Here is a 17080-nt window from a genome sequence, read left to right as displayed (position 1 = left end):
TCGCTGTGTTGTCGTGATGGCGGCCGCAGGCCGCCAGGGGAAATACGTGGCCTAGATGCGCGACGCGGTGTCGATCAGGCGCTGGCGCAGCCACAAGACGGCGGCGTCGTTGTTGCGGTACTTGTGCCACTGGAGCATCTGCACCAGGCGCGGAATTTTGAGGGGCGGCTCCCACAGGCGGATCGGCAGGTAGGCCTGCGCCTGCTTCGCGACGCGGCGCTGCACGGTGGCGATGCGGTCGGTGCCGACCACCAGCGCGGGCAGGGCGGCCATGGTCGGAGCCGAGACCTCGATGCGGCGCTTGACGTCGAAGCTGCCGATGAACCAGCCGTCGAAGGTGGAGGCCTGCTGCTCGCCGGAGAAATTCGCGACCACGTGGCCGCAGGCGAGGTAGTCGTCGAAGCTCATGCACTCGCGCACGCGCGAATTGCCTTCCCAGGTGACGCAGACGTATTCGTCCTCGAACAGCGCGGCCGAGGGGTGGCCCTTGGCCAGGTACTGCGAGGGGATGACCAGGAAATCGGCCTTGCCCTGCTCCAGCATTTCGTCCGGGCGTGCGGTCTGGCTGCGCAGGTGGATGCGGATGCCCGGGGCGTCCCGGTAGAGCGACGCGAGCAGTGGCGGGATCAGCACGGTGGTGGTGAAGTCCGAGGCCAGCAGGGTGAAGTCGCGCTGTTCGGTCGTGGGGTCGAACTCCGGCTGCGTCGCGATGGTGGAGTCGATCCGCATCAGTATTTCACGCACCGGTTCGATCAGTCCCAGGGCACGCGGGGTAAGCAGCAGCTGGCGCCCCGATGCAACCAGCAGCTCGTCTTCGAAATAGGCGCGCAGGCGCGACAGCGCATTGCTGGTCGCCGGCTGGCTCAGGTGGATCTTTTCGGCCGCCCGGCTGATGCTGCGCTCGGTCAGCAGTGCGTTCAGGACCACCAGCAGGTTCAGGTCGAGCTTGTTGAATCGCATGCGCGGCCCCCGTGCTTCAGGCCGATTCGCGCACGACCAGGGCGTGCTGCAGGGTGCGCGACTGCGGCATGCCTCCGGCCAGCTGCTCGAGCAGCAGCTCGGCGGCCGCCGCGCCCAGCTCGAACATCGGCTGGGCGATCGTGGTCAGGGTCGGCTCGAACACCTGGGAGAGCGGAATATTATCGAAGCCGACCACGGCGATGTCCTCGGGAACCCGGCGGCCGGCGCGGCGGAAGGCCTTGATCGCGCCGATCGCCAGCGTGTCGGACACGGCGAACAGGGCGTCAGGGGAGGTTTCCAGCGCCAGCAGGGCGCCGGCCGCTTCCATGCCGAAGCTGTAGTCGGTGCCGCGCGCGATGCGCACCAGTTGCGGATCGAGCTCGATGCCGGCGCGGCGCAAGGCCTGTTCGTAGCCGGCATGGCGCTGGCGCGCCCACAGGTAGTTTTCGTCGGCGCTGATCAGGGCGATGCGGCGGCGGCCGCGGTTGATCAGGTACTGGACCGCATCGATGGCGGCCTGCTGGTGGTCGATGCTGGCGTGGGGAATGCCGCTGTCGGGGATGAATTCCGAGCAGGACACCCAGGGCAGGTCCGGGATTTCCTGCAGCAGCGGCTGCATCTGCTGGAAGTTGGCCAGGCTGATGACGCCATCGGCCAGGCGGTTGTACAGGGCGTCGAGCGACTGGCTGTCGCGCGAGACGGTGTCCGAGGTGCCGCTCAGGACGATGCTGTAGCCGCCGCGGCGCGCCGCCGACTCGACGCCCTTGACGATCTCGGAATAGAAGGGGTTGGCGAAGTCGGGCACCAGCACCAGCAGCAGCCGGCTCTCGCCGCGCATCAGGCTGCGCGCCAGCGCATTGGCCCGGTAGCCAAGCGCGGCCACGGCGGTCTCGACCCGCTCGCGCGTCTCGGCGCTGACCGGTTTGCTGTCGTTGAGTACCCGCGAGACGGTCGCGATCGAGACGCCGGCGCGGGCGGCGACGGCCGAGATCGAGGTGGCGCGGCCATTGGTGGAGGCGGCGGAACTGCTGCTGTTGCGTTTCGAATTCATCGGTGCTTTGTTTTGTAATTCTTATGGGACTTGGGGAAAGCGTTTTCCTAATATACCTGAGAAATCTGCTGCTGCAACATTCCGTGTATTGGAATTTCGGATAGCTGCCATTGATAAAATGATGGGCTTAAAGCGGGAAAAGATGAGGAAAAGAACGGGAAAGCGAATATCATTGTTTTGTCATGTTTTTCCCGCATGAATCTGTGATGAGCAAATGATGCAGTGAGCACACTGCACAAAAGAACAAGGAGACATTGTATGCCCCATCCCACACGTGTCGGCAACGCCGCGTCGCCGGCATGCGCCGGGTATTTCACTGCGCCGGCTCTCGGCCTGGCTGCACCCTCCGACCCTACCAAAAGGAGCTGACGTGACCACACACATCCAGGCTAGGCGCCAGGCTGACTGGCGCCAGGGATGGATCCTCGTCTTCGCCGGCTTCCTGCCGGTAATGGCGATCATCGCCCTGACGCCCACGCTGCCCACCCTGATGGCGCACTTCAAGGACGTCCCGAATCCGCAGCTGATGATTCCGCTCCTGATTACGGCGCCGAGCGCCTGCATCGCACTGTTCGCGCCCGGTGCCGGCCTGATCACCGACCGCGTCGGCCGCCGCAACCTGATGCTGTGGGCGATGGCCCTGTACGGCGTGGGCGGCTTCATCCCCATGTTCATCGATAATTTCTGGGCCGTGGTCGCCGGCCGCGTCGTGATCGGGATCGGCGAAGCCGCCGTGCTGACCGTCGCCAATACGCTGATGGCGGACTACTTCGACGAGAAGGAACGTCATAAATGGCTGATGCTGCAGGGCATGGTCGGTTCGATCCTCGGCTCGGTGACCATCGCCTGCTCGGGCTACCTGGCTTCGCTCGGCTGGCAATGGCCCTTCGTGGTGTACGGCATCGCCTTCCCGATCCTGGTGGCCAGCTGGTTCTACCTGTACGAACCGCAAGCGCGTTCGGCGGCACAACTGGAGCAGGCGGCGCGCGCCCCGGCCGGGCGCTTCCCCTACTGGGTCGCGATCTGCATCTGCGCGGTCACGATCGTGCTGGGGATTATCTATTACGTCCAGGTGATCCACTTCTCGGTGCTGCTCAAGGAGCTCGGCGTGAGCGACCCGAAATCGATCGGCCTGGCGATGGCGATCCCGAGCATCGGCGTGCCGATCGGATCGGTACTGTTCAAGCTGACCGCCCGCTACGGCGCCGGCACCCAGATCGCCCTGGTGTTCCTGGGCTACTGCGTCGGTCTGACCGGCATCGGTCTGGCGCCCGACTACAAGATTGCGCTGGGCTTCGCGTTTATCCAGCAACTTGCCAACGGCATCATCATCCCGGCACTGATCGCCTGGACCCAGAGCAAATTCGCGTTCGAGCACCGCGGCCGTGGCATGGGCTGGTGGGCCAGTTCCTTCTTTGCCGCCCAGTTTGTTTCGCCAGCCTTCGTCAACATGGCGCGCGGCCAGTTCGGCGGCCTGCAGCCGGCCTTCGTGGTATTCGGCGTCATCGCCGGCGTCTGCGCCCTGTTCGCCGTGCTGGCCAGGATCCGCGCCGTCCCGCCCGCCGTTGCCGCAACCAGCAATCCCTGAAGCTTCGCCTGTCCAACCTGAAAAGAACGAGCATGAACAAACAACACAATATCAAGCGTGGGGTATCGCTCTACAGCTACCAGTACGAGACCTTCCTGGGCAAGATGACGCTGGACGACTGCATCGCCCATGCGGCCGGCACCGGCGCCAGGGGCATCGAGATCCTGGGCGAGCAGTCGTTCACGAACTTCCCGAACGTGCCGCAAGAGCAGATCGACGGCTTCTTCGCTTCGCTGGAGCGTCACGGCGCCTATGCGCAGTGCCATGACATGTTCCTGGACACCAAGCTGTACAAGCACCGAAAGCTGAACTTCGATGAAATGGTGGCGTCGATGCAGCGCGACCTGCGCTTCGCCAAGCGCCTGGGCGTCAAGACCATGCGCATCATCGTCAATACGCCGCCGGAAGTGGTGGTGGCCTGCGTGCCGCTGGCCGAGGAACTCGACATCCGCATGGGCATCGAAGTGCACTCGCCATTCCACTTCGACCATCCGTGGATCCTGCGCTATACCGAACTGACCCGCGCCACCGGGTCCGACCACGTCGGCTACATCCCGGACATGGGCATGTACATCAAGCAGTACCCGCGCGTGTTCCGCGACCGCTTCCTGCGCATGGGCGCGACGCCGAAGATCGTCGAGTTCATCCTGGAAGCGCATGCCGCGCGCGTACTGCCCGACTACGTGCTGATGGACATCCGCAAGATGGGCGCGACCCCGGTCGACCTGCAGATGGCGGAAACCCTGCGCCACAACATCTGGAGCAATCCGCGCCGCATGCTCGAGTTCATGCCATGGATCTTCCACATCCACGCCAAGTTCTTCGAGATCGACGAGACCGGCAAGGAACCGGCGATCCCGTACGAGGAAATTATTCCGGTGCTGATCGAGGGCGGCTACACCGGCCACCTGTCCAGCGAATACGAGGGCCAGCGCCACATCGAGGATGCCTTCGAAGTCGACGGCCGCGAGCAGGTAAAGCGCCAGCAGGACATGTTCAAGCGCCTGCTGGGCGAATAAGAAAGGGAAGACCATGTACGACCAACACATCATTTATCCGGGCAGCCTGCGCAACATGGATGGCGAGGGCTGGAGCATCGGAGCACGCCTGCCTTACTACCGCGGCCAGCCGCTGTCGATCGTCGAAGACATCATCCTCACCATCGACGGGGCCACGGTGCCGCGCGAGCAGGTGCGCTTCTCGGTGCGCGGCAAGACCTGGAGCCTCGACCAGCTCGACGACTGCACGGCCGAGCGCTGGGAATTCGGCGAAGTGGCCACCGTGACGGCCGTCGGCCAGCAAGGCCTGGCCGCCGGCGAGCACCAGGTCGGCGTCGCGGTACAGCTGCGCATTTCCTACCTGCCGTGGAGCCCGACGACCAGTTGCACCCGCACCGAAACGCTGGCGGGCTGACCGGAACGACACCATGACCACCACCATCAAGGGCCCGGCCATTTTCCTGGCCCAGTTCGCGGGTGACGCGGCGCCCTTCAACTCCTGGGAGTCGATCACGCGCTGGGCCGGGAACCTCGGCTACAAGGGCGTGCAGCTGCCCTCGAACGATGCGCGCCTGTTCGACCTGGCGCGCGCCGCCGAAAGCCAGGACTATTGCGACGAGATCGCCGGCATCGCGCGCGCCAACGGCGTCGAGATCACGGAACTGAGCACCCACCTGCAGGGACAGCTGGTGGCCGTGCATCCGGTCTATGACGATTCCTTCGACGTGTTCGCGCCGCCCGAGCTGCGCGGCCGCCCGCAGGCGCGCCAGGAGTGGGCGGTCGGGCAGATGCTGCTGGCCGCGAAGGCGTCGCGCCGGCTCGGGCTGGACGCCACCATCAGCTTCTCCGGTGCATTGGCCTGGCCCTACCTGTACCCGTGGCCGCAGCGTCCGGCCGGCCTGGTCGAAGCCGCATTCGATGAGCTGGCAAAACGTTGGCTGCCGATCCTGGACGCCTATGACGAGGCAGGCGTCGACATTGCCTTCGAGCTGCATCCGGGGGAAGACCTGTTCGACGGAGCCACGTTCGAGATGCTGCTGGAACGGGTCGGCCATCACCCGCGTCTGGCGATCGCCTACGACCCTTCGCACTTCCTGCTCCAGCAGCTGGACTACCTGGAATTCATCGACCTCTACCATGACCGAATCAAGGTCATGCACGTGAAGGACGCCGAATTCCGCCCCAGCGGCCGCCAGGGCGTGTACTCGGGCTACCAGGGCTGGATCGACCGGGCCGGGCGTTTCCGCTCGCTGGGCGACGGCCAGGTCGACTTCAAGGCGATCTTTTCCAAGTTCGCGCAGTACGGCTTCAAGGGCTGGGCGGTGCTGGAATGGGAATGCTGCCTGAAACACCCGGAGCAGGGCGCGCTCGAAGGCGCTCCCTTCATCCGCGACCACATCATCAAGGTGACCGACAAGGCATTCGACGATTTCGCCGGCGGGCAAAGCGACCCACAGCAGATCCGCCGGATGCTCGGCCTCATCGAAGCATAAGCAAGGAGACAAGATGGACCGCAGAACCCTGCTAAAGCGCATTGCGCTGGTTGCCACCGCTACCTACTGGAGCGGTGAGACGCTGGCGATGGAACTGGCCCAGGCCGCGGCCGGCCGCGACGAAGGCGCTGCGGCCGCCGTGGAGACCTTCCCGGTCGCCCAGCGCGCCACCCTCGCGGCCGTGTGCGAACTGATCATCCCGAAAACCGACACGCCGGGCGCGATCGAGGCCGGTGTGCCGGCCTTCGTCGCTGACATGTATGCCCACTGGATGCTGCCGGCCGAGCGCAAGACCCTGCTGGCCGGCCTGTCCGACCTCGACGCGGCAAGCGCCAAGGCCCATGGCAAGGGCTTTGCCGGCGTCACCCCTGCGCAGCAGGCCGCCCTGTTCGGCGCGGCGCGCGCGGCGGCAAGCGGCTACCAGTCGCGCGGCTTCGGCGCGCGCATGGCCGATCCCGGCGCCCCCTTCTTCTTCAAGATGCGCGACCTGGTCACGCTCGGCTACTTCACGTCAGAAGCAGGCGTGAACGCGGAACTGGCCTACGTCCCGGTGCCGGGACGCTGGGACGGCGACATCCCGATCAAAACCTGGAATAAGCAGATTCAGTTATGAGCTACGAATTCGATGCAATCGTGATTGGCTCCGGCATCACCGGCGGGCTGGCGGCCAAGGAGCTGACCCAGCGCGGCATGCGCGTGCTGGTGCTGGAGCGCGGCCGCGCCATGGAACACCAGAAGGACTACAAGACCGAGTTCGTGCCGCCCTGGGATGCGCCGCACCGGGGCCAGTTCGACCGCGACGAGATTGCACGCGACTATCCGATCCAGTCGAAGCAGCCGCACGGCCAGTTCAAGTGGGACAACAAGGACTACTGGGTCAAGGACAGCGAAAACCCCTACGTCCAGGCCAAGCCGTACTCCTGGATCCGTTCCAGCGTGCTGGGCGGACGCTCGATGCTGTGGGGCCGCCAGGTCTACCGCTGGAGCGACCTCGATTTCGAGGCCAACAAGCGCGACGGCCACGGCAGCGACTGGCCGATCCGCTACAAGGACGTGGCGCCGTACTACAGCCGGGTAGAGAAATACATCGGCGTCTCGGGCGAGAACCTGGGCCTGGCGCATTTCCCGGACATGGAGATGCAGCCGCCGATGGAGCTGACGGCGGCCGAAAAGCACCTGCGCACCGCGATCCGCGCCAAGTGGCCGGAGCGCTACCTGACCATCGGGCGCACCGTCAACCTGACGAAAGAGCACAACGGCCGCGGCCCCTGCAACTACCGCAACATCTGCCAGCGCGGCTGCTCCTTCGGCGCCTATTTCTCGTCGCTGTCGGTGACCCTGCCGGACGCCCAGAAAACGGGCCTGCTGACGGTCAAGACCGACAGCGTGGTGCACCGGATCGTGACCGACCCCAAGACCGGGCGTGCCCGCGGCGTGGAAGTGATCGACGCGAAGACCCGCGAGCGCCGCGTCTACACTTCGCGCATCGTGTTCCTGAACGCCGGCACCGAAGCCAGCGTGCAGATCCTGCTGCAGTCGACCGATGCGCGCAACCCGAATGGGCTCGGCAACAAGGGCGACGTGCTGGGCCGCTACATCGTCGACCATGACGCCGCCAGCGCCTTCGGCGTGCTGCCGGGCCTGGCCGACCGTTATTTCTACGGCCGCCGTGCCAACGGCATCTACGTGCCGCGCTTCCGCAACCTGAAGGGTTCGCGCGAAGAAGGCATCGATTTCGACCGGGGCTACGTGATGCAGGGCGGTTCGACCCGCATGGGCTGGACCGACATGGCCGGCGATGGCGACGATTTCGGCGCCGACTTCAAGAAGCGCCTGGCCACTCCCGGGCCCTGGGTGGTATTCCTGGGTGGGGCGCTCGAAGTGCTGCCGCGCCACGAGAACCGCATCACGCTGGACGCGGCCGCGCGCGACCGCTTCGGCCTGCCGCAGCTGCGTTTCGACATCAGCCGCAGCGCCAACGAAGCGAAGATGGCCGAGGACGCGACCCGCGAAGCGAGCGCGATGCTGGCGGCTGCGGGCGCCCAGGGCATCCGCAGCATGCGCTTCGGCGACCTGCCGGGCGTCACGGTGCACGTGCAGGGCGGGGCGCGCATGGGCAATGACCCGATGCAGTCGGTGCTCAACCGCCACAATCAGGTACATGGCGTGCCGAACGTGTTCGTCACCGACGGCGCCGCCATGGCCTCGGCCGGCAATGTCAATCCGTCGCTGACCTTCATGGCGCTCACCCTGCGCGCGGTCGAGTATGCGGTCGGCCAGGTCAAGGCGGGCAAGCTGTGACGCCTGCACAAGGATCGCATCGGCTCCGGCTCGGCATGGTCGGCGGCGGCGAGGGCGCCTTCATCGGCGCCGTGCACCGTATCGCGGCGCGTCTCGACGACCGCTACGAGCTGGTGGCCGGCGCATTCTCGTCCGATGCCGGCACCTCGCAGCGCTCCGGCCAGGCGCTCGGGCTGGATCCGCAGCGCGTGTATGCCGACTACGCCGCGATGGCGCGCCAGGAAGCGGCGCGCCCGGACGGCATCGAGGCGGTCAGCATCGTCACCCCCAACCACCTGCATGCGCCGGTGGCGCGCGCCTTCCTGGAGGCGGGCATCCACGTCATCTGTGACAAGCCGGTGACCACGACCGTGGAAGACGCACGCATGCTGCAGGCGCTGGCGCGCAAGCAGGGCCTGCTGTTCGCCGTCACGCATAACTACTCGGCCTATCCGATGGTGCGCCAGGCGCAGCAGATGGTGCGCGAAGGCCAGCTGGGCGAATTGCGTGTGGTGCAGGTCGAATATGCGCAGGACTGGCTGGCCGAACCGCTCGAGCAGGACGGCCAGAAGCAGGCCGCCTGGCGCACCGACCCGGCGAAATCGGGCGGAGGTGCCATCGGCGACATCGGCACCCACGCCTGGCAACTGGCCGACACCATCGTCGGTCGCCCGGTACAGGCGCTGGCCGCCGACCTGGCCTCGCTGGTGCCGGGCCGCGCCGTGGACGACAATGTGCAGGTGCTGCTGCGCTACCAGGGTGGCGCACGCGGCATGCTGTGGGCCAGCCAGGTGGCGATCGGCCACGCCAACGGCCTGCGCATCCGCGTCATCGGCAGTGCGGGCGGGATCGACTGGTGCCAGGAGCAGCCCGACGAGCTGCTGTACACGCCGCTGGGCGAAGCGACCCGCATCCTGCGGCGCGGCACCGCCTCGGCCGGCGCTGCGGCGGCGCGCCTGTCGCGCATTCCGGGCGGCCACCCGGAAGGCTACCTGGAAGCCTTCGCCTCGCTCTACAGCGAGATTGCGGCGCACCTGCTCGCGCGGCGCGGCGGTGGCAACGCTCCCAGCGATGCCCAGTTCCCGACCATCGACGACGGCCTGCGCGCCGTGCAGTTCATCGAAACCGTCCAGGCTTCCGCACGCGCCGGCGGCAGCTGGATCACCGTCCCCCATTGAAGGACCATCATGAAGAACAATTTTAGCGATTACCTGATCGCCGCCGAGGGCAGCGCGGTCCTGGACGGCATGCTGCGGCTCGAGGTCTGGCTGCCCTGGTACCGGACCCTGCCCCTGTCGGTGGTCGAGGTGGCCGGGCTGAGCGTCGATGGCGTTCCGATCTCCCTGGACGGCGCCGAACTCGAACTCAACGGCAAGCGCTTCGGGCTCGCCGCCCTGGCCGAGCTGACCGAGGAACGCTGGTTCGTGCAGGACTCCGCCTGGCTGCACGTGCCGCTGGCGACAGCGAAGGCGGGAGCGCCTTGCCGCGCCGAGCTGCTCGTCAAGCTGTATCCGCCTTATATCCCGATGCTGACCTGGGTCACGCGCGGCAGTGCCAACGTCTGAAAAGGAACCGACATGCAATCGCAACCATCCCAAGGGATGCAACTGGGCGCGACCCTGTTCGCCTTTACCAATGAATGGCATGCCCGTGAGTACAATCTCGAGCAGCTGATCGCCAAGATCGCGCAGCGCGGGCTCGGACCCGGCCTGGAAGTCATCGGCTTCCAGAGTTTCCGCGACTTTCCGCAGATCAGCGACAACACCGCCGCGCGCTTCCGCGACCTGGTGGCCGAGCATGGCCTGACTCCGTCGTGCTTCGGTCTGAACGCCGATGTGGCGATCCGCCGCGGCCGCATGATGAGCGTGGACGAGCAGGTGGCCTACCACATCCCGCAACTGGAATCGGCCGCCAAGCTCGGTTTTCCGGCGGTGCGCCTGCAGTTTGCCGCGCCGGCCGAGGTGGCGATCCGCCTGCTGCCGCTGGCCGAGGAATACGGCATCAAGATGGGGCCGGAAATCCATGCGCCGCTGTCGCCCGATTCACCGCCGGTGCAAGCCTGGCGCGAAGCCTACGCCAAGGCCAATTCGCCGCTGCTCGGCTTCATCCCCGACTTCGGCTGCTGCGCCCGCACGCTGCCGCCGAGCTATCTCGACAACCTGCGCGAGCAAGGCATGCCGGAAGACCTGCTGCAATTGGCGATCGAGGTCTGGCACCTGCCGCAGGATGCGGGCTGGAAGCGCGGCGAATTCGCGCGCCGTGTCGCGCCCCTGGGCGCCGATCCGTCCGTCGTCAGCGCCCTGTCGGTGATGTTCAACATCGTCAGCCCGAACCGGGCGGAGGTATGGCGCGAGATGGTGCCGCAGGTGATCCACATCCACGGCAAGTTCTACGACTTCGATGCCGATGGCAACGAGTCGGCGATTCCCTACGACGAGATCCTGCCGGTGTTCCAGCAGGGCGGCTACCAGGGCTTCATGTCGAGCGAATGGGAAGGGCATCTGTATTCCCGCGCCGACGCGTTCGACATGGTGGAGCGCCACCAGGCGCTCTGCCGCCGTATCCTGGGGCAGGCAACATGAACGGTGCCATGAAGCCGGCGCTGGCGGCCTGCCTGCTTGCGGCATCGGCTTTCAGCCATGCCCAAGCCGACCTGGCGAAAGAAAAGAGCTGCATGGCCTGCCATGCGCTCGATGCCAGGATCGTCGGCCCCGCCTTCAAGCTTGTCGCCACGAAGTACCGCGGCCAGAAGGACGCCGAGGACCAGCTGGTGCGGAAGGTCATCAAGGGCAGTGCCGGCGCCTGGGGACCGGTGCCGATGCCGCCCAATCCGCGCGTAACCGAGCCCGAGGCGCGCAGCCTTGTGAAGTGGGTGCTGTCCCAGCAATAGGGACAGGCGGCGTTCAGCTGCGGATCAAGAACGCCAAGCCCAGGGAGAAGCCCTATACGCTTGCCGATGGTGGTGGCCTTTACCTCGAAGTGACGCCAGCCGGCGGAAACCATTGGCGCATGAAGTACCGCCAGTCGAATGGCAAGGAAAACAAGCTTCACTTCATGCTCGCGAAGTGGCAGCCGCAGACGGCCCACGATATCCTCCACCGCTTCGAACAGGACGTCTTCCCTCAGCTTGTTGCCTGCCCTGCTAGCAAGGGCACGCTGGAAGGGTTCCTTGAACGTACCCGAAGGACTCGACTGGAGCGATGGTTGTTGCCCGATGAAGTGGCACGCGAAGATCGATGAGCGGCAGTAGCATTTGAGACCTCACCGCATCGCATTCGCCGGTCTCCGCAGTGTCGCAGACCCGTGCCTGAACGAAGCGGATGCAAGTTGCAGCACGCGGATTGATCATGCAAAGCCTCCGGTTGGCAGCTGCGTCCGCTGGCCAAGACCCTGGAGGGATAACCGACAGATCAAAGCGCAGATAGTCGAGGCGGATATGCTCGTGCGTAATAGGCGGCGCAAGCACAAGTTCTCCAGGTCCGTCCCTAAAAATGGCATGCTGCCGCACTGCGTCAGTTCCAGTGGTGTCGGTCGGGTATACCTTGACTGCTGCTGCGGCAGCGCGGCGCGTCACCTCTTGCAAGGTATTGAAGACATACAGCAGGCGGGCCGTTTCGATGATCCCGAAAACGAGGGAGAAAAAAATTATCGCGAGCAGGGAAAACTCCACGGCGGCCGTGCCGCCCTGCATCCTGAGATGGCGCTGGACTTTGCGCCTTGGTAGCTTAGTTGCCGACATAGCGCATGGTATGGTTAGCAGTAATGCGTACGCCGTACCATCCAACGTCAACCATGCCGAATGGATCGGACATTGTAAACGTCAGCCTGACACGTACAGTCCTGGGCAATGTTCCTTCACCCAGGTCCCCACAGTTTTCGGCATCGCAAAATGCCCTCGGCCCCGTGATTTCCGAGTCTGGGGCGAGTTCGGCGATCTCCCGGCGTGCGATCTCGATGGCCAGGTCTCCGGCTTCTTCGGCAAACCCTGGCGACATCATTTCCGAGCGCGGTACGGTTGACAGGTAGCGTGCAGCATCCTGGGCCGCTTTCTGTGCCGCCGTGTAATGCCACAGACAGCGTGCAAAAAATAGCGGGAAAAAAATGAGTGCTACAAGGATTGGCAGCAGGATCGCTAGCTCGATCGCCGCAACACCGGTTTCACGCTTCCCCGGCCTTTTCGCAAGTATCAACGTCTTCTTGTTCATGGGAAAAGCTCCACGCGGCCCGATAATGACTGTTCAGGGACGATGCCGGCGAACTCAGCGACGAGGCTTTCGTCTGTGGCGGGGATCGTCATGAAAAACCGTCCGATGCCCGCTACGGTCGCCTGCGCATTTGCCCCAGCAGGAGCAGGCGAGCATGATAGGAGCGGAATGTTCAGCACCCGCCGGCGCGGTACCGCGAGCGGCCTATTGGCAGGACCAGGCGCCACGTAGTTGCCGCTGCCCGTCAGGCCGGACTGGTACGGTGTCGGAGGTGAGCCAGGGTATCCCGACGCAGTTGGGCCGAACTTGTACAGGTTCTGCCAGTCGCTAGTCGCAAACGTAGGGTAGCCGCTGGCTGGCTCGGACGCATTGACAGGGGAGGGAGCCTTGGCGGCTTTGGCAAATGCCCAAAGGGGGCCGTAAGCGCCGGGAGACGATGGCGGGGTTGACAGGTCTGCCACCGTCTCGAGCTTAGCTTGGGCTACTGCCGGTTCTGCGGCCCGGCTGCCAGTTCCCGGGTTCATCCACCTGACTGCGCCAGCGGTATCGTAGGCATAGGATTTGATGTTGATGTCCGGCGGGGCGCCGTTCGGTAGGCATGCAGTGCCGGCATACTGGTCGAATCGTGTGTTCAGAGCCGCACGCAAGGAGGCTAGCGGAGCAGACGAGGGCAGTTCTGATACACGGATTTGGCCTCCCGTGACCCGTTGCACCCACATCGAACCACTGCATACAAAAGGTTCCAGCGATGAGATGCTGAACGAATTGCTGCTCGTTCCAGGCGCAGCAACCGGGTTGACCGCGAACCGCAGCGGTTCAGTGCCGCCAGGATTGAGCTTCATAAGGTCATAGCTTATTCCACGGCGAAAGCCAAATTGCACTAGCTCGGACAGTGTGGCGCCGGATGCACTGCTTGCAGTGCGTACCGCAGCTGCATCGGGCGACATTGCACAGATTCCGATCGGGGTCACATCCACCGACGTTCTGCCGGCAACCGCGCTATCGGCGATCTGAATCGAAGCGAAGTCGCTACTGAAGATTTGTATAAAAATGGTATCTACCTGGCCAATCGCCGGGTCGAGGCGGGAAGTGTCGACCTGTGCAAAGTAGAGCGCGCCTACCAACGCGGCTGAAGATCCTGCAGCTGACGACGATGGAATCCACGTCCCAGCGCGCTCGGAAGAAGCGCTAAAGCTCAGCGCTTCGTCGCTCCATGTAAAAGCTGCGCCATCGTTGAAATGCTGGTATCGGAGGGTTTCTGCAGTTTCCCTGGCTGCGGTTCTTGCTGCAGCGATTCCTGCCGGTGTGCCGTTAAGCTCGCGTGCAGCCGCAAGCGCCGCAGCTTTAGCCACACCGTAGACGTCGACTTTGCGGTTATAGAGCCGCCCGATATCGACCGCCAGGCCACAAAAGCCAATGATCACGATCAGTAAAGGAACGAACATAATTGCAAAGGCGCCGTTCTGACGGGGAGGCAGGACGCCTGGCTTATGGCTCAACTGGTATGTGCTAGCGCTGGAGCGAAGGCGCAGTGCATTTCGCTGTGGTCCCATATTTTGCCTCGTCAATTCCTGTAGGTGCATTCAATGGCTCTGCGGATCTAATAGGGTTGGGCCGCACTGGCGCAGGCAGACGCATATTTGCCTGAAACTTGTTCGTCCACGGATAAACAAGCGGGTCTGGCTAGGTGTCGAAAATAGCCGGATGGATGCCGCCTTTGACCGCTGTGCTTTGCGCAGCCATGCTGCGTTTCGATCGGCGCGATTGTTCTGCCACCTGCATCAGCCCAATACAGGCAGCTACCCAGAACGCCCAGGCCGCGAAAGGGAGAAACATGACGTCGATTGCCTGATGCCGAAGCCATAAAGCCGCCGCAAATCCGCCAGTAGTCATTGCGCAGGACAGGGCGGGGTGGTGCCGGCTCAGCGGCAGCCGGCCCCAGGGCACATAGTTGAGCGCCATGGCAACGGCGGCCAGCAGAAAGACGCTTCCGTTAGCGACCAGGCTGCCAAGAACAGCGCCCATTGCTGACAGGAGCAGGGCCGTTGAAAGTGCGCCGCCGCGGGAGACCCCCGGCGAGCCAGCTTGTCCTGCGGTGCTGAGCTGCCCGTTTGCAAAATGCCAGGCCGGCCAGGCAGCAATTACTAGTCCAAGAACTGCCACCGCTATGTGTGCCCGATGATTTGCACCTATCAGGAAGAACCATGTGTGAAGGAACGCCCACCCAACAAGCGAAAAGAACAGCGGTATGAATGGCCTGTATAGGCCAGGCTTCTTGAGCTGCACGGCGCCCGAGTCCATGAATAAACCTTTCGTTGCTATGCTGGCCACCTCGGCAAGGTCGCTCAGTCATTGACTGCTTGCATAAGGAGTGTGAGCTTTGGGAGGGCATGCTGCAAGTAAAGTGCTTTTGAACATTGACGAGCGTCAGCGAACCACGACGAGCGTTTTATGTGCGGAGTGTCAAGACACTTTAAAGCTCTGTAGGATAGGAATACCGGCACCAAGCGGGATGACCGGAGGGGTTATGCAAATAAAGAAGCCACCCGAGGGTGGCTTCCTTATTTGCAACTTTCCGGAGACGAGGAGAGCGCTGCGTGTTCTCCATGTTCCGATAACGGACCGTCATGCGCGAAAACCAAACAGACTCTCGCTTGCCTTGCACGGGCATTAAATGATTTCGCCCCTCAACGCCCGGGTGATGTCAGTTGTCACACCATTCGCACAGACATCGGTCAATCCACCGGCAATCTTGTGCGAAACGCCGCCCGCTTCGATCGTGACGAAATAGCTGATCTGCGCCATGGCGCGCCGCTTGTGGTTGGCCACGGCAACAACTGCATTGCTCATCGCATTGGCGGCCACGACCGTGCCCACCGTCATCGCGTTACCGGCCGCGACATAGCCGGTCATCGGCAATTCGTAGGTGTTGTCGAATGCGTTCTTGATCACCAGGCGATGAATATCGTTGGCGCGAAAGAATTCTTTCGAACCGGCTAGCGTGACACCCTGTGAATTGACCAGCAACTCGACATCATAGGCATGCCGTCCCTCAGTCTGCTTGCGCAAGAACCAGCTGCTGAACCACTTATACGACTTGTACCAGCCATAAAAAAACGCGACCGCGGTAGCCATCGCATAGATTGTCATCAGGAACCCGTTCAGGCCAATGCCGAGTGCCGAAAGAATCGGGCCCGCGATCATGCCCAGCACAGTGCCGGCGAGCGAGAAAAATACCCACGCGGGGATTGTGCACAGCAGCAGGCGCGCGATGGAAAAACCGGCATCAGGGGAGCTGGCAGGGGTGATCCTGAATGTGACGCCGTCAGGGCCAACGGTCTTGCTGTATGAGGCTTCGATGTTAGGCATACTTCTTCTCTCCTGAATTGAGCAACTATCAGTGTCATCTTAAATGCCAAAGATAATGAAATTGCTAATTTGCAATGTCATTATCATAACTCCCGTCAACTTCGGGATTCTATCCAATCGTTGCGGCAGCATTGTTTTGTGCATTCCTTACCCTAAAACGCCTGTTTTCGCGATTTTTTAAAAAAAAAACCGAAGCAGGCGTTATAGCTGTAGATGGCTCAGCCATTGGCTATTTATGCTAACTGACTAACAGGAAAAACAGCTCATGTACAAACGTTTACCGTTGCGCTATGCTTTGTCTAATTTCAAAAAGACAACATCGATCTTGTCCGCCGAGGGCAATACCGAGTGCAATGCAAGCATGCCGTAACCATGAGTGACCAGGACAAAATCGTCGAATATTGGAATCGTCGCGGCCGCGGCCTCAGCGAGGTCGAGTGGACGGAGTTCTATCAACTCCTCGTACCGCTCCTGATGCGTACCCGCCTCCCCGCCGAGTTTGCCGATGAGGCCAGGCGCCGGGACCTCGTCAATATTTTTTTCCAGGACAAGGTCTTCCTGAATGCAGCGACGACCAAGGCCGGACCTCTGGTGCACGCCCATGCCTTGCACGCCTACCTCAAGCGCTTCGCATCGGACTTGCTTAGCGAGCCGGAAACCTCGCCATCGCTGGACACAATAGGCTTGCGCGAGCCTGCTGCACCCGACTTCCCGGCGCATGAGCGGCTCCTGCGGGAAGCCGGTATCGATGTGCGCGAAGCAATGCGCCGCGCCGATGAGCTCCTCGGTATGCTCAACGCCGGTGAAGCCGCTTACCTTCGGCATAACACCTGCGCCAACCGGGAGGAAAGCGAGCCGATCTCGATCATTGCCCAGCGACTCGGGATCGGCACCGCTTTCCATTTCAAGGCGCGAAAGCTCGGCATCACGCGCAGCAAGGGCGAGACCTATCGGGGTTACGAACAAACCCGTATCGGACGCTGGCTGGTCGACGTCGGGGCGCGGCTCGAACTCGACTGGCGCGAGGAGATCGCGGCCCTGCTCATCCTGTTGTGCGAGCGCGTGCGCTCGCAGTTGCGGAGAGCCGCGTGAGGCCTTGCCTGTACCCGCCGCTGGCACGGATCGAGGCTGACCTG

19 protein-coding genes are annotated in these 17080 nt (G+C 63.4%); 12 read left to right on the top strand and 7 right to left on the bottom strand.

Annotated elements, in window-relative coordinates:
• Positions 1 to 51 precede the first annotated feature (51 nt).
• Both ACSQ25_RS14705 and ACSQ25_RS14700 read right to left on the bottom strand, forming a co-directional pair.
• Complete coding sequence (locus tag ACSQ25_RS14705; protein ID WP_436106421.1) at positions 52 to 960, bottom strand: LysR family transcriptional regulator; 909 nt, start codon at positions 958 to 960, stop codon at positions 52 to 54.
• Positions 961 to 976: 16 nt separating this feature from the next.
• Positions 977 to 2011, bottom strand: a complete 1035-nt coding sequence (locus tag ACSQ25_RS14700; protein ID WP_436106420.1) for a LacI family DNA-binding transcriptional regulator — start codon at positions 2009 to 2011, stop codon at positions 977 to 979.
• Positions 2012 to 2381: 370 nt separating this feature from the next.
• Between ACSQ25_RS14700 and ACSQ25_RS14695 the strand changes: the two genes are divergently transcribed.
• The 11 genes from ACSQ25_RS14695 to ACSQ25_RS14645 are packed head-to-tail and all read left to right on the top strand — an operon-like array spanning position 2382 to position 11610.
• Positions 2382 to 3599 (top strand): MFS transporter, encoded by a 1218-nt coding sequence (locus ACSQ25_RS14695; protein ID WP_436106419.1) that lies wholly within the window; start codon positions 2382 to 2384, stop codon positions 3597 to 3599.
• 32 nt (positions 3600 to 3631) lie between these two features.
• Entirely contained in the window at positions 3632 to 4618 is a 987-nt protein-coding gene (locus ACSQ25_RS14690; protein ID WP_436106418.1) for a sugar phosphate isomerase/epimerase family protein, read from the top strand.
• 13 nt (positions 4619 to 4631) lie between these two features.
• Positions 4632 to 5012 carry a C-glycoside deglycosidase beta subunit domain-containing protein gene (locus ACSQ25_RS14685; RefSeq protein ID WP_436106417.1) on the top strand — a complete coding sequence of 127 codons (381 nt, stop codon included), beginning with the start codon at positions 4632 to 4634 and terminating at the stop codon, positions 5010 to 5012.
• A 13-nt stretch (positions 5013 to 5025) separates the two neighbouring features.
• Positions 5026 to 6090 (top strand): sugar phosphate isomerase/epimerase family protein, encoded by a 1065-nt coding sequence (locus ACSQ25_RS14680; protein WP_436106416.1) that lies wholly within the window; start codon positions 5026 to 5028, stop codon positions 6088 to 6090.
• Between the two features lie 13 nt (positions 6091 to 6103).
• Complete coding sequence (locus ACSQ25_RS14675; RefSeq protein WP_436106415.1) at positions 6104 to 6703, top strand: gluconate 2-dehydrogenase subunit 3 family protein; 600 nt, start codon at positions 6104 to 6106, stop codon at positions 6701 to 6703.
• Positions 6700 to 8391: a GMC oxidoreductase gene (locus ACSQ25_RS14670; protein WP_436106414.1), complete on the top strand. Its 1692-nt coding sequence runs from the start codon at positions 6700 to 6702 to the stop codon at positions 8389 to 8391. Before ACSQ25_RS14675 ends, ACSQ25_RS14670 begins: the two co-directional genes overlap by 4 nt.
• Before the next feature lie 35 nt (positions 8392 to 8426).
• Positions 8427 to 9548 carry a Gfo/Idh/MocA family protein gene (locus ACSQ25_RS14665; protein ID WP_436108084.1) on the top strand — a complete coding sequence of 374 codons (1122 nt, stop codon included), beginning with the start codon at positions 8427 to 8429 and terminating at the stop codon, positions 9546 to 9548.
• A 9-nt stretch (positions 9549 to 9557) separates the two neighbouring features.
• Positions 9558 to 9935 (top strand): C-glycoside deglycosidase beta subunit domain-containing protein, encoded by a 378-nt coding sequence (locus tag ACSQ25_RS14660; RefSeq protein ID WP_436106413.1) that lies wholly within the window; start codon positions 9558 to 9560, stop codon positions 9933 to 9935.
• A gap of 12 nt (positions 9936 to 9947) precedes the next feature.
• A complete protein-coding gene (locus ACSQ25_RS14655; protein ID WP_436106412.1) occupies positions 9948 to 10952 on the top strand; it encodes a sugar phosphate isomerase/epimerase family protein in 1005 nt (334 codons plus the stop codon).
• Positions 10949 to 11260: a c-type cytochrome gene (locus tag ACSQ25_RS14650; protein ID WP_436106411.1), complete on the top strand. Its 312-nt coding sequence runs from the start codon at positions 10949 to 10951 to the stop codon at positions 11258 to 11260. Before ACSQ25_RS14655 ends, ACSQ25_RS14650 begins: the two co-directional genes overlap by 4 nt.
• Positions 11239 to 11610: an Arm DNA-binding domain-containing protein gene (locus ACSQ25_RS14645; protein ID WP_436106410.1), complete on the top strand. Its 372-nt coding sequence runs from the start codon at positions 11239 to 11241 to the stop codon at positions 11608 to 11610. Before ACSQ25_RS14650 ends, ACSQ25_RS14645 begins: the two co-directional genes overlap by 22 nt.
• Here ACSQ25_RS14645 and ACSQ25_RS14640 read toward each other — a convergent pair.
• The 5 genes from ACSQ25_RS14640 to ACSQ25_RS14620 form a co-directional block, all read right to left on the bottom strand.
• Entirely contained in the window at positions 11513 to 12061 is a 549-nt protein-coding gene (locus ACSQ25_RS14640) for a TadE family protein (protein WP_436108083.1), read from the bottom strand. The genes ACSQ25_RS14645 and ACSQ25_RS14640 overlap by 98 nt on opposite strands.
• Positions 12062 to 12095: 34 nt before the next feature.
• Complete coding sequence (locus tag ACSQ25_RS14635) at positions 12096 to 12575, bottom strand: TadE family protein (RefSeq protein WP_436106409.1); 480 nt, start codon at positions 12573 to 12575, stop codon at positions 12096 to 12098.
• A complete protein-coding gene (locus ACSQ25_RS14630) occupies positions 12572 to 14074 on the bottom strand; it encodes a pilus assembly protein TadG-related protein (RefSeq protein WP_436106408.1) in 1503 nt (500 codons plus the stop codon). The genes ACSQ25_RS14635 and ACSQ25_RS14630 overlap by 4 nt, the downstream gene beginning before the upstream one ends.
• A 184-nt stretch (positions 14075 to 14258) precedes the next feature.
• Entirely contained in the window at positions 14259 to 14861 is a 603-nt protein-coding gene (locus tag ACSQ25_RS14625) for a hypothetical protein (RefSeq protein WP_436106407.1), read from the bottom strand.
• A gap of 384 nt (positions 14862 to 15245) precedes the next feature.
• Positions 15246 to 15944, bottom strand: a complete 699-nt coding sequence (locus ACSQ25_RS14620) for a hypothetical protein (protein WP_436106406.1) — start codon at positions 15942 to 15944, stop codon at positions 15246 to 15248.
• 372 nt (positions 15945 to 16316) lie between these two features.
• Here ACSQ25_RS14620 and ACSQ25_RS14615 point away from each other — a divergent pair, with 372 nt between their 5' ends.
• Positions 16317 to 17036, top strand: coding sequence for a hypothetical protein (locus ACSQ25_RS14615; protein ID WP_436106405.1), 720 nt, complete (start codon positions 16317 to 16319; stop codon positions 17034 to 17036).
• Positions 17037 to 17080: the final 44 nt, after the last annotated feature.

This window comes from Massilia sp. LjRoot122 (genome assembly GCF_964252725.1).
In the GTDB taxonomy this organism is placed as follows: Bacteria; Pseudomonadota; Gammaproteobacteria; order Burkholderiales; family Burkholderiaceae_D; genus Telluria.
Note: the sequence above shows the minus strand (reverse complement) of the source record. Positions and strands in the feature narration are given on the sequence as shown.

What these genes read in the sequence shown, in the direction of transcription:
- ACSQ25_RS14705 (WP_436106421.1), bottom strand. Translation starts at nt 960, where the DNA reads ATGCGATTCAACAAGCTCGACCTGAACCTGCTGGTGGTCCTGAACGCA.
- ACSQ25_RS14700 (WP_436106420.1), bottom strand. Translation starts at nt 2,011, where the DNA reads ATGAATTCGAAACGCAACAGCAGCAGTTCCGCCGCCTCCACCAATGGC.
- ACSQ25_RS14690 (WP_436106418.1), top strand. Translation starts at nt 3,632, where the DNA reads ATGAACAAACAACACAATATCAAGCGTGGGGTATCGCTCTACAGCTAC.
- ACSQ25_RS14685 (WP_436106417.1), top strand. Translation starts at nt 4,632, where the DNA reads ATGTACGACCAACACATCATTTATCCGGGCAGCCTGCGCAACATGGAT.
- ACSQ25_RS14680 (WP_436106416.1), top strand. Translation starts at nt 5,026, where the DNA reads ATGACCACCACCATCAAGGGCCCGGCCATTTTCCTGGCCCAGTTCGCG.
- ACSQ25_RS14675 (WP_436106415.1), top strand. Translation starts at nt 6,104, where the DNA reads ATGGACCGCAGAACCCTGCTAAAGCGCATTGCGCTGGTTGCCACCGCT.
- ACSQ25_RS14670 (WP_436106414.1), top strand. Translation starts at nt 6,700, where the DNA reads ATGAGCTACGAATTCGATGCAATCGTGATTGGCTCCGGCATCACCGGC.
- ACSQ25_RS14665 (WP_436108084.1), top strand. Translation starts at nt 8,427, where the DNA reads ATGGTCGGCGGCGGCGAGGGCGCCTTCATCGGCGCCGTGCACCGTATC.
- ACSQ25_RS14660 (WP_436106413.1), top strand. Translation starts at nt 9,558, where the DNA reads ATGAAGAACAATTTTAGCGATTACCTGATCGCCGCCGAGGGCAGCGCG.
- ACSQ25_RS14655 (WP_436106412.1), top strand. Translation starts at nt 9,948, where the DNA reads ATGCAATCGCAACCATCCCAAGGGATGCAACTGGGCGCGACCCTGTTC.
- ACSQ25_RS14650 (WP_436106411.1), top strand. Translation starts at nt 10,949, where the DNA reads ATGAACGGTGCCATGAAGCCGGCGCTGGCGGCCTGCCTGCTTGCGGCA.
- ACSQ25_RS14640 (WP_436108083.1), bottom strand. Translation starts at nt 12,061, where the DNA reads ATGCAGGGCGGCACGGCCGCCGTGGAGTTTTCCCTGCTCGCGATAATT.
- ACSQ25_RS14635 (WP_436106409.1), bottom strand. Translation starts at nt 12,575, where the DNA reads ATGAACAAGAAGACGTTGATACTTGCGAAAAGGCCGGGGAAGCGTGAA.
- ACSQ25_RS14620 (WP_436106406.1), bottom strand. Translation starts at nt 15,944, where the DNA reads ATGCCTAACATCGAAGCCTCATACAGCAAGACCGTTGGCCCTGACGGC.
- ACSQ25_RS14615 (WP_436106405.1), top strand. Translation starts at nt 16,317, where the DNA reads ATGAGTGACCAGGACAAAATCGTCGAATATTGGAATCGTCGCGGCCGC.